At 46.4% G+C, this 11533-nt stretch carries 10 protein-coding genes; all 10 read left to right on the plus strand.

Going from position 1 to position 11533, the window contains the following annotated elements; all coding sequences use genetic code 11:
* Positions 1-214 precede the first annotated feature (214 nt).
* The 10 genes from carA to secG all read left to right on the plus strand — a co-directional run bounded on the left by carA (position 215) and on the right by secG (position 11495).
* Positions 215-1345 (plus strand): glutamine-hydrolyzing carbamoyl-phosphate synthase small subunit, encoded by a 1131-nt coding sequence (carA, locus tag B3M51_RS02555; RefSeq protein WP_292353695.1) that lies wholly within the window; start codon positions 215-217, stop codon positions 1343-1345.
* Positions 1346-1351: 6 nt separating this feature from the next.
* Positions 1352-4570, plus strand: coding sequence for a carbamoyl-phosphate synthase large subunit (carB, locus tag B3M51_RS02560; RefSeq protein WP_292756610.1), 3219 nt, complete (start codon positions 1352-1354; stop codon positions 4568-4570).
* On the plus strand, positions 4570-5046 hold the full coding sequence (greA, locus tag B3M51_RS02565; protein ID WP_292479884.1) for a transcription elongation factor GreA: 477 nt from the start codon (positions 4570-4572) through the stop codon (positions 5044-5046). Before carB ends, greA begins: the two co-directional genes overlap by 1 nt.
* A 3-nt stretch (positions 5047-5049) precedes the next feature.
* Positions 5050-5514, plus strand: a complete 465-nt coding sequence (locus tag B3M51_RS02570) for a DUF4149 domain-containing protein (RefSeq protein WP_292756613.1) — start codon at positions 5050-5052, stop codon at positions 5512-5514.
* Between the two features lies 1 nt (position 5515).
* Positions 5516-6133, plus strand: a complete 618-nt coding sequence (gene rlmE / locus B3M51_RS02575; RefSeq protein ID WP_292479880.1) for a 23S rRNA (uridine(2552)-2'-O)-methyltransferase RlmE — start codon at positions 5516-5518, stop codon at positions 6131-6133.
* A 45-nt stretch (positions 6134-6178) separates the two neighbouring features.
* Complete coding sequence (gene ftsH, locus B3M51_RS02580; RefSeq protein WP_292479878.1) at positions 6179-8080, plus strand: ATP-dependent zinc metalloprotease FtsH; 1902 nt, start codon at positions 6179-6181, stop codon at positions 8078-8080.
* A 12-nt stretch (positions 8081-8092) separates the two neighbouring features.
* Positions 8093-8932: a dihydropteroate synthase gene (gene folP, locus B3M51_RS02585; RefSeq protein ID WP_292756616.1), complete on the plus strand. Its 840-nt coding sequence runs from the start codon at positions 8093-8095 to the stop codon at positions 8930-8932.
* Positions 8925-10274: a phosphoglucosamine mutase gene (gene glmM / locus B3M51_RS02590; RefSeq protein ID WP_292756618.1), complete on the plus strand. Its 1350-nt coding sequence runs from the start codon at positions 8925-8927 to the stop codon at positions 10272-10274. Before folP ends, glmM begins: the two co-directional genes overlap by 8 nt.
* Before the next feature lie 100 nt (positions 10275-10374).
* Complete coding sequence (gene tpiA / locus B3M51_RS02595) at positions 10375-11154, plus strand: triose-phosphate isomerase (RefSeq protein ID WP_292480333.1); 780 nt, start codon at positions 10375-10377, stop codon at positions 11152-11154.
* An 8-nt stretch (positions 11155-11162) separates the two neighbouring features.
* A complete protein-coding gene (gene secG / locus B3M51_RS02600; protein ID WP_292756620.1) occupies positions 11163-11495 on the plus strand; it encodes a preprotein translocase subunit SecG in 333 nt (110 codons plus the stop codon).
* The last annotated feature ends 38 nt before the right edge of the window (positions 11496-11533 follow it).

Genomic DNA, 11533 nt, shown 5'->3' on the forward strand with positions numbered 1-11533 from the left:
CGGGGTCTTTGTTGTGGAAAAGCGGAAAAATTAAAATACTGTTGGGTCATAAGTTCTGCCAGGTAAATAAGCTGCGCTTCATACTACCGCTGGCAAGGTAACTTGTCATCGTTTTTAGCGTGGACGCATAGGCTGCAGATAGGCTAAAATTGCAAAGATTTTGTCTGGGGAGAACGTCGTCCCCTGTTCCTTTTTTATCTGGTGGAGGTTCCCCTTGCGTACAACTGCGCTACTTGCTCTTGAAGATGGCACGGTCTTTCACGGCGAATCAATCGGTGCTGTGGGCCAGTCAGTTGGTGAAGTGGTCTTCAACACCGCGATGACAGGTTATCAGGAAATTATTACCGACCCGTCGTATTGCCGCCAAATCGTCACCCTGACTTATCCGCATATCGGTAACGTTGGCGTCAATAAAGACGATGAAGAATCTGACCAGGTGTATGCCAGTGGTTTAATCATTCGCGAACTTTCACCCGTCATGTCCAGCTGGCGTGGTGAAGAAGCTTTGGATAAATATCTTGAGCGCCAGAATGTAGTCGGACTGGCTGGTATTGATACCCGGCGGCTGACCCGTCTGTTACGGGAAAAAGGTGCGCAAAAAGGCTGCATCGTTGCTGGCGATAATATTGATGTTGATGCGGCAATTGCTGCGGCCAAAGCCTTTGCTGGTTTGAAAGGCATGGATCTGGCCAAAGAAGTTTCAACCAAACAGGCTTATGAGTGGACTGATGGTATCTGGCACATCGACAACCAGTCTCGTAAAGCCGAGCCGCGTTTTCATGTGGTTGCCTATGATTATGGCATCAAGAAAAACATCATGCGTATGCTTACCGAACGTGGCTGCAAATTGACAGTAGTGCCTGCACAAATGCCTGCTGAAGAAGTCATGAAGTTGAATCCTGATGGTATTTTCCTGGCCAATGGCCCGGGTGATCCAGAACCTTGTGATTATGCGATTAAGGCGATTCAGTATTTCCTCGATAAAGAGATGCCGATTTTTGGTATCTGTCTGGGACATCAATTACTGGCATTGGCCTGTGGTGCCAAAACCGAAAAAATGAAATTCGGTCATCATGGGGCGAATCATCCGGTTCAGGAATTGCTGGCAGGTCTGGTGATGATTACCAGTCAGAATCACAGTTTTGCTGTAGATGAATCCACTCTGCCTGACACCGTTGAAACCACTCATCGTTCTTTATTTGATGGCACATTGCAGGGTATTCATCATAAAACCAAACCGGCTTTCAGCTTCCAGGGACATCCGGAAGCCAGCCCTGGTCCACAGGATGCATCACCTCTATTCGATCACTTTATCGACCTACTCGAACAAGCGACAGGTAAATAACACATAATGGCTAAACGTACTGATATTCAAAGCATTCTGATTCTGGGTGCTGGTCCGATTGTTATCGGTCAGGCCTGCGAATTTGATTATTCTGGCGCACAGGCTTGTAAAGCTCTGCGGGAAGAAGGTTATCGCGTCATTCTGGTCAATTCCAACCCGGCCACTATCATGACTGACCCAAATATGGCCGATGCAACTTATATTGAGCCGGTTACCTGGGAAGCTGTAAGCAAGGTTATTGAAGTTGAGCGTCCCGATGCGATTCTGCCGACCATGGGTGGCCAAACCGCTTTAAACTGTGCGTTGGCACTTGAAAAACATGGTGTACTGGAAAAATATGGCGTCGAGATGATCGGTGCTGACAGTGAAGCCATCAATAAAGCCGAAGATCGCGATTTGTTCCGTGCAGCGATGCGTAAAATCGGTCTGGATATGCCGCAATCGGATATTGCCCATTCGCTGGAAGAAGCGCTGGAAGTCCAACAGAAGTTCGGCTTCCCCGTTATCATCCGTCCGTCATTTACCATGGGCGGCAGTGGCGGCGGTATTGCCTATAACCGCGAAGACTTTGTCGACATCTGCCAGCGCGGTTTATATCTCAGTCCAACCTCAGAATTACTGATTGAAGAGTCAATCATCGGTTGGAAAGAATATGAAATGGAAGTGGTGCGTGACAAAAAAGACAACGCTATCATTATCTGTTCGATTGAAAACTTTGATGCGATGGGTGTGCATACCGGTGATTCAATCACTGTGGCACCTGCCCAGACACTGACCGATAAAGAATACCAAATCATGCGTAATGCCTCGCTGGCAGTTTTGCGTGAGATTGGTGTAGAAACCGGTGGTTCAAACGTGCAGTTTGCGGTGAACCCGGAAACCGGTCGTTTGATCATTATTGAAATGAATCCACGGGTATCGCGTTCATCTGCTTTGGCTTCCAAAGCTACCGGTTTTCCAATTGCCAAAGTCGCTGCCAAACTGGCGGTGGGGTATACACTGGATGAGTTGCAGAACGAAATTACCGGCAACGCCACTCCGACATCATTTGAGCCGACCATTGATTATGTCGTCACCAAAATTCCACGCTTTACCTTTGAGAAATTCCCCTTAGCTGATAATCGTTTGAGTACTCAGATGAAGTCTGTCGGTGAAGTCATGGCCATTGGTCGTAATTTCCAGGAATCTTTGCAGAAAGCCTTGCGTGGTCTTGAAACAGATCGGGAGGGTTTTAACGAAATTCTGGATCTGAAAGCTGAAAATACCGCTGAAGTATTACGTCGTGAACTAAGTTTGCCTGGCTCTGACCGACTTTGGTATGTCGGCGATGCCTTCCGTTATGGAATGAGCTTTGACGAAATTCAGCAACTGACACATATTGATCCGTGGTTCCTGATTCAGATTCAGGAGCTGGTGGAAATTGAAAATCAGCTTAAAGAACGTTCTTTAAACGATATTGATGAAGCTGAAATGCGTGCGTTAAAACGCAAAGGTTTCGCTGATTCACGTCTGGCAAAACTGTTACATAAAACGGAAAAGCAATTCCGTAGCCATCGTCACGCATTGGGTGTACGTCCGGTGTATAAACGGGTTGATACCTGTGCAGCTGAGTTTTCAACCTCAACTGCCTATATGTACTCAACCTATGATGAAGAATGTGAAGCCAACCCGACCGATCGTGACAAAATCATGATTTTAGGTGGTGGCCCCAACCGTATCGGTCAGGGTATTGAGTTTGATTATTGTTGTGTTCACGCCGCGTTGGCGTTACGCGAAGATGGTTACGAAACCATTATGGTTAACTGTAATCCTGAAACCGTTTCCACCGATTACGATACCTCGGATCGACTGTATTTTGAATCACTGACGCTGGAAGATGTACTGGAAATTGTCGCGCTGGAAAAACCTAAAGGTGTGATCGTCCAGTTCGGTGGTCAGACACCATTGAAACTGGCGCGTGCACTAGAAGCTGCCGGTGTACCGATTATTGGTACTTCGCCTGATGCGATTGACCATGCAGAAGATCGCGAACGGTTCCAGCAAATGGTTGAGAAACTTGGCTTGCTGCAACCGCCAAATCGTCTAGCACATTCAGTTGATACCGCTGTTTCACTTGCTGCAGAAATCGGTTATCCATTAGTGGTTCGTCCTTCCTACGTATTGGGTGGCCGTGCAATGGAAATCGTTTATAACGAAGAAGAGTTACAGCGTTATATGTTGACCGCAGTATCGGTTTCAAATGATTCTCCGGTATTGCTGGATCGTTTCCTTGATGACGCCATTGAAGTCGATGTGGACGCAATTTGTGACGGTAAGGAAGTGCTTATCGGTGGCATTATGGAACATATCGAACAGGCTGGTGTTCACTCCGGTGACTCTGCCTGCGCCTTACCCCCATATAGCCTAAGTCAGGAGGTTATGGATCAGTTACGAGTTCAGGTGAAACAAATGGCACTTGAACTGGGCGTAGTGGGACTGATGAATACCCAGTTTGCTATCCAGGGAGACCGTATTTTTATTCTGGAAGTGAATCCACGTGCATCACGTACCGTGCCGTATGTATCTAAATCAATTGGTGTACCGCTGGCTAAAGTCGCGGCCCGTTGTATGGCCGGTATGAGTTTGGCAGAGCAGGGAGTCACTAAAGAAGTCATCCCTTCATATTATTCTGTTAAAGAAGCGGTATTCCCCTTCATTAAATTCCAGGGTGTCGATCCGATTCTTGGACCAGAAATGAAATCGACCGGTGAAGTCATGGGTGTTGGTCGTACATTCGGGGAGGCTTTTGCCAAGTCCCAGTTAGCGGCTTCGGTCAGTCTGCCGGTTGGAGGTAAAGCCTTTATCTCGGTCCGTGATGCTGACAAACAATCGGTTATCAAGATTGCCAAAGATTTGTTAGGCTTGGGTTTCTCGTTGCTGGCCACGCGTGGCACACAACAAACGCTGATAGAGGCAGATGTGCCTTGTGAGCGGGTTAAAAAAGTCGCAGAAGGTCAGCCACATATTGTGGATATGATTAAAAACGATGAAATTGCCCTGATTGTAAATACGACAGAAGGTCGTCAGGCAGTTGCGGATTCAAGAGAAATACGCCGTGCTGCATTGCAACATCAGGTGAACTACACCACAACATTAGCCGCAGCTCGTGCCACAATTCTGGCCTTGCATTGCGAAGACAGTGTATCGGTGAATCGTTTACAGTCATTACATGGAGAATTAAATTAATGGCCGTACCAATAACAGAACGCGGTGCTCAGGCACTGAAAACCGAATTGCATGAACTGAAAACCGTTAAACGTCCAGCCGTGGTGGATGCGATTTCTGAAGCGCGTGCACATGGCGATTTAAAAGAAAATGCTGAATACCATGCAGCCCGTGAACAGCAAAGTTTTATAGAGGGTCGTATACAGGAACTTGAATCGACTTTGGCGGATTGTCAGGTAATTGATCCTACTTCGTTGCCTAAAGATGGTCGTGTGGTGTTTGGTGTTACGGTCGATTTGCTGAATATCGATACTGATGAAGAAAAGCAGTATCAGATTGTTGGTGATTATGAATCAGATATCAAACTGAACCGTATCTCAATTTCTTCACCCATTGCACGGGCATTGATCGGCAAGGAAATTGATGATGTGGCAACTGTTCAGGCGCCCGGTGGTGCAATCGAATATGAAATTACCGGCATTCATTATCTGGGCTAACTGTTGAATCGTTCTGAAACCATTGGCGAACGCTTATTACTGACACTGTGGGTAGGCGCTTTATGGTCAATTGGTTATCTCGCTGTTCCATTGGCTTTTATCAATCTTGAGACATTGGTGGCCGCAGAATATGCGGCCAAACTGTTTTTTGCAGTGAATGTTATGGGCATAATCAGTGGGACATTAATCCTTCTTGGCAAAATAATTATTCAGCGTGGCAGGGTAATACATTCCTGGCGTTTTTGGATTTTGATTGCCATGCTGATCATTACTCTGCTTTTTAGCATGTATGTCCAGCCTGAAATGGCCAACATAAAAACTGTCGATAACTGGCGTTTAGAGACTAATCTCGCCGAGCGCTTTGAATGGTTACATATGCTGAGTCAGAATCTATATCTGATGTTGAGTATTGCCGGTTTATTGTTAGTACTGAGTACTGACAAAAACCACGTGGCAGAGAAGAACTGAAATGGCCCGCAGTAAATCCAGCACAAATTGGCTTAAAGAACATTTTGACGATCCTTATGTCAAAAAAGCACAGCAGAAAGGTTATCGTTCCAGAGCAACCTTCAAACTGGAAGAGATCGATCAGAAAGATAAATTAATTCGCAACGGCATGTCGGTAGTCGATCTTGGCTCGGCGCCTGGGGGATGGTCTGATTATGCTTTGCATCGGGTCGGTGACAAAGGTAAAGTTATTGCATTGGACATTTTGCCGATGACGCCTTTGACTGGAGTACATTTTATCGAAGGTGATTTTCGTGAGGATCATGTACTCGAACAATTGAATGAAGTATTGGCCGGACAATCAATAGACCTTGTATTATCGGATATGGCCCCCAATATGACAGGTGTAGGCGCAATCGATCAGCCGGGCAGTATGTATCTGGTAGAACTGGCATTGGATTTTGCTATTAATAACTTGAGTAAACAGGGTGATTTTCTGGTCAAAGTTTTTCAGGGTGAAGGCTTTGATGAATTCTTGAAGTCCATGCGGGCACATTTTAATAAAGTGATAACCCGTAAACCTGATGCTTCACGTGCTCGCAGCCGCGAGGTATATCTACTCGGACGTGGACTGAAATGACAGTAAAAAGACTAACGTTACTAGGGGTAACAAACATTGAGTGACATGATGAAAAATATTGTTTTATGGGTCGTCATCGCGATGGTGTTGATGTCGGTATTTAACAATTTCGGTCCGCAGCAAAGCAAGCAGAGCGAAATGGATTACTCGACCTTTATCAGCAGTGTCAAGAGTGGCAGCGTAACCAGCGTTGATATTCAGGGGCGAACGATCACCGGCGAATTATCAGATGGCAGTAACTTCACTACTTACAGTCCAGAATATGATCCAGGCTTGATTGGTGATTTGCTGGATAACGGTGTAGCTATCCAAGCGGAACCAGCCGAAAAAACCGGTCTGCTGATGCAGATATTTATTTCATGGTTCCCGATGTTATTACTGATTGCGGTTTGGATTTTCTTCATGCGTCAGATGCAGGGCGGCGGTGGCAAAAATCCTATGTCGTTCGGTAAAAGCAAAGCTCGTATGCTGAATGAAGATCAGGTTAAAGTGACTTTCAAAGATGTCGCTGGTGTCGAAGAAGCCAAAGAAGAAGTTCATGAATTAGTCGACTTTCTGCGTGATCCAGGCAAATTCCAGAAGCTGGGTGGACGCATTCCACGCGGTATTCTGATGGTTGGTTCGCCGGGTACTGGTAAAACATTATTAGCTAAAGCGATTGCCGGTGAAGCAAAAGTACCTTTCTTTACCATTTCAGGTTCTGATTTCGTAGAAATGTTTGTTGGTGTTGGTGCCTCACGGGTTCGTGACATGTTTGAACAAGCCAAAAAACACGCACCATGCATTATCTTTATCGATGAGATTGATGCCGTGGGTCGTCACCGTGGTGCCGGTATGGGCGGTGGTAATGACGAACGTGAGCAGACACTGAATCAGTTGTTGGTTGAGATGGATGGTTTTGAAGGAAATGAAGGTGTCATTATTATTGCCGCCACCAACCGTCCTGACGTACTCGACCCAGCTTTATTACGTCCAGGTCGCTTCGACAGACAGGTGGTAGTGCCCTTACCGGATATACGTGGTCGTGAACAGATTTTGAAAGTTCATATGGGTAAAGTGCCCGCAGATGAAGATGTTAATCCAAGTGTAATTGCACGTGGGACCCCAGGCTTTTCAGGTGCTGACCTTGCCAATCTGGTGAATGAAGCTGCTTTATTTGCGGCCCGCACCAACAAACGCCTGGTATCAATGGTGGATTTGGAGTTAGCCAAAGATAAAATCATGATGGGTGCTGAACGTCGCTCAATGGTCATGAGTGATAAAGAAAAAGAACTGACGGCCTATCATGAAGCGGGTCATGCCATCGTCGGACGCAGCGTTCCGGGCCACGATCCGGTGTATAAAGTGAGTATCATTCCTCGCGGCCGTGCGCTGGGTGTCACGATGTTTTTACCGATTGAAGACAGATACAGCTACACCAAACAGCAGTTGGAAAGTCAGATTTCAAGCCTGTATGGCGGTCGACTGGCTGAAGAAATGATTTTTGGACCTGAAGCGGTGACTACAGGTGCCTCAAATGATATTCAGCGGGCAACCGAACTGGCACATAATATGGTCACCAAATGGGGACTATCGGACAATATGGGCCCTTTATCTTATGGTGAAGAAGAAGGCGAAGTATTTCTGGGTCGCAGTGTTACCCAGCACAAGTCAGTATCTGATTTGACAGCCAAACAGATTGATGAAGATGTGCGTGCATTGATTACCAGAAATTATGACCGTGCCAAAAATATACTGACTGAAAATGCTGAAAAATTGCATACCATGGCAAAATTGCTGATCAAATACGAAACGATTGATAGTGATCAGATTGATGCAATCATGGAAGGCCGGGAACCTGGTGAACCAAAAGGTTGGGATGATAAATCTTCTACACCGCCGTCTTCAGCCAAACCGGATGATGAAGATCCGGAACCGACAGGTAAACCGGTCGATCAATTAAATTGAGATAGTTAAATCATGATGATGGACTTTGCGGGCAAATCTTTGGATTTGTCCGCTTCGCATGTTATGGGCATCGTCAATGTAACGCCCGATTCCTTCTCGGATGGCGGGCGTTTTTTTTCGCCCGCTAAAGCTCTTGAACAAGCCCGAAAACTGATTGCTGATGGCGCTACTATTATTGATATTGGTGGCGAATCGACTCGTCCCGGTTCTGATCCTGTAGACGTTGAAGAAGAAATTCGCCGTGTTGTTCCAGCAATAGAAGCTATTCATGCTGAGTTTGATGTAGTTATTTCTATCGATACCATGAAGGCCGACGTTATGCGGGCAGCCGTCAAGGCTGGAGCGAGCCTGATAAACGATGTAAATGCATTGCAGGGCGATGGAGCATTACAGGCAGCTGCAGAACTGGACGTGCCGGTTTGCCTCATGCATATGCAGGGCACACCTCAAACCATGCAACAACAGCCCCACTATGTTGATGTGGTCAATGAAGTGAATAACTTTCTGTCTGAGCGGGTTGCTGCCTGTGAAGCAGCAGGAATCTCGCGTTCAAGGATTATTCTGGACCCTGGATTTGGCTTTGGTAAAAATGCCCGTCATAATCTACGATTAATGAAACATTTATCGGTGATAACTGAATCGGATCTGCCTGTCCTGGTTGGGGTTTCACGAAAATCTATTATCGGTGCGATGCTGAATGTATCGGTTGAAGAGCGATTAGCGGGAAGCCTTGCTCTGGCATCAATAGCAATCTGGCAAGGCGCAAAAATCATACGCAGCCATGATGTACGAGAAACCGTACAGGCAGTCCGGTTGTGTGAACATGTAATGCAGGTTAACGATTTTGACTGAACAGAAACGACGTTATTTTGGTACTGATGGCATCAGAGGAAGAGTAGGCGATGGTGCCATTACTCCTGACTTTGTATTAAAACTCGGTTGGGCAATCGGGCGTGTTCTGGCGAAGGAACGCAACAGCAAGGTTTTGATCGGTAAAGACACCCGAATATCCGGTTATATGTTTGAATCTGCATTACAGGCAGGCCTCTCAGCCGCTGGTGTAGATGTTTATTTAATGGGACCGATGCCAACCCCCGCAGTAGCTTATCTGACCCGAACATTTCATGCCCAGGCAGGCATTGTAATCAGTGCCTCGCATAATCCTTACCACGACAATGGCATCAAATTCTTCTCTGAGCAGGGAACCAAGTTGCCGGATGCTGTTGAACTGGCGATTGAAGCTATGCTGGATCAGCCGATTAAAACGGTTGATTCTGCCTATTTAGGCAAGGCTCATCGTATTGCTGATGCTGCAGGACGTTATATTGAGTTTTGTAAAAGCACAATATCTACTGGTGTTGACTTATCCAATCTGAAAATCGTGGTGGATTGCGCTCATGGCGCCACTTATCACATTGCACCAAATGTATTTCGTGAGTTGGGTGCCGAAGTTATTTTGATGGGTGCAGAGCCGGATGGTCTGAATATCAATCAGAATTGTGGTTCGACTGAACCACGTTTATTGCAAGCGAGCGTTCTCGAGCATAAAGCTGATTTGGGCATCGCTCTGGATGGTGATGGGGATCGCCTTATCATGGTGGATCATCAGGGCGAGCTGGTGGATGGTGATGATATTCTGTTTATCATAGCCCGTGGCAGACAACGAGTTGGACTGGATAGAGGTCATGTCGTCGGTACACAGATGTCGAATCTTGGATTGCAGCATGCCTTGGAAAAACACGACATCATTCTGCATCGGGCAAATGTCGGTGATCGTTATGTGATGGAAAAATTGCAACAGGTTGACGGACTGATTGGCGGCGAGGCTTCAGGTCATATTATCTGTCTGGATAAAACCAGTACAGGGGATGGCATAGTTGCAGCATTGCAGGTACTGGCTGAAATCCAGCAAACCGGCAGTAGCCTGCATGAGCTTTGCTCTGCTGTCATAAAATATCCACAACGACTGATTAATGTACGTATTGATAAACTGGTTAATTTACGGGACTATCCGCAAATTCAGTCAGCTGTAGAAGCTGTAGAAGCAAAGCTTGGTCAGGAAGGCCGGGTGCTACTGAGAGCCTCCGGAACAGAGCCTGTAATAAGGGTTATGGTTGAGGGGCACGATGCAACCCGCACTAATCAGTTAGCCAAGTCTCTGGCTGAACAAATTGAGACCATATTGCAAAGTTAGATATGTGATTTTATGCCAACAGGGTGAGCGGTAAGCACATTGCTTTATCTCCGGTCTGTCGGTACCCTTTATGATTAATTATTATTGAGAGTAGGTGTCTGTGCGCAAACCGCTGGTCGCTGGTAACTGGAAAATGAACGGCTCTAGCGCAAGCAACAAATTGTTGCTTGATGCGATACTGGCGCAAAGAGACTCCTTTGCTTCAGTTGATGTCGCTTTATTCCCGCCTGCACTATATATACAACAGGTTCAGTCTGCTTTATCCGGTACAGGAATGTATTGGGGGACTCAAAACGTATCGCAGTTTGATTCTGGAGCCTATACCGGTGAAATTTCAGCGGCAATGCTGCATGATTTCAGTTGTCAGTATGTCTTGATTGGTCATTCCGAACGACGTTGCCTGTATGCAGAGTTAAATCTGGATCAGGTTTTTCTTGACCATATAATCGCCGAAAAATATGAAATGTCTGTCAAGCACGGTATTACCCCCATTATCTGTATCGGCGAGAGTCCAGAAGAACATTCTATGGGGCGCACAGAAGAGATGGTGGCACGCTTGATGGATATTGTGATTGCGCAACAAGGTGTCGAAATGTTGTCAAAAGTAGTGTTGGCATATGAACCTGTTTGGGCAATTGGCACAGGTAAGACAGCAAGCCCGGAATGGGCGCAGGATGTACATTCTTTCATGCGTCAGCGGGTCGCAAAACATGATGCAAAAATTGCCGCATCACTCAGAATACTTTACGGCGGCAGCGTAAAAGGTAATAATGCTGCTCCATTATTTGCCAAGCCCGATATTGATGGTGGATTAATCGGCGGCGGCTCAAGAGATGCCGATGAATTTGTAAAAATCTGTCAGGCTGCAGTTCAAAATTAGGAAGTTAAATGGATGCGTTGATTCTGGTGGTTCACATTGTGATCTCACTATTGTTAGTTGGTTTGATCTTAATCCAGCACGGTAAGGGTGCTGATGCCGGTGCTGCTTTTGGCGGTGGTGGCAGTGGTGGCGGTGGGGCTTCTTCAAGCCTGTTCGGTAGCCAGGGCTCCGCATCATTCCTGAGTCGCAGCAGTGCCATTCTGGCAACAGTGTTTTTTATTACCAGTCTGACACTGGCTTATCTGGCTGGTAACGCTGACCGTGTTCAGAGTGTTACTGACTCAGTGGTGATTGAACAGCCTGCAGAAGAAAGCCCTGCGGATCTTCCAGAGTTTCCATAAAAATCCCTCACAGTTTTAATTGCCGTCGTGGTGAAATT

This window comes from Methylophaga sp. UBA2689 (genome assembly GCA_002354555.1).
Classification (GTDB): domain Bacteria; phylum Pseudomonadota; class Gammaproteobacteria; order Nitrosococcales; family Methylophagaceae; genus Methylophaga.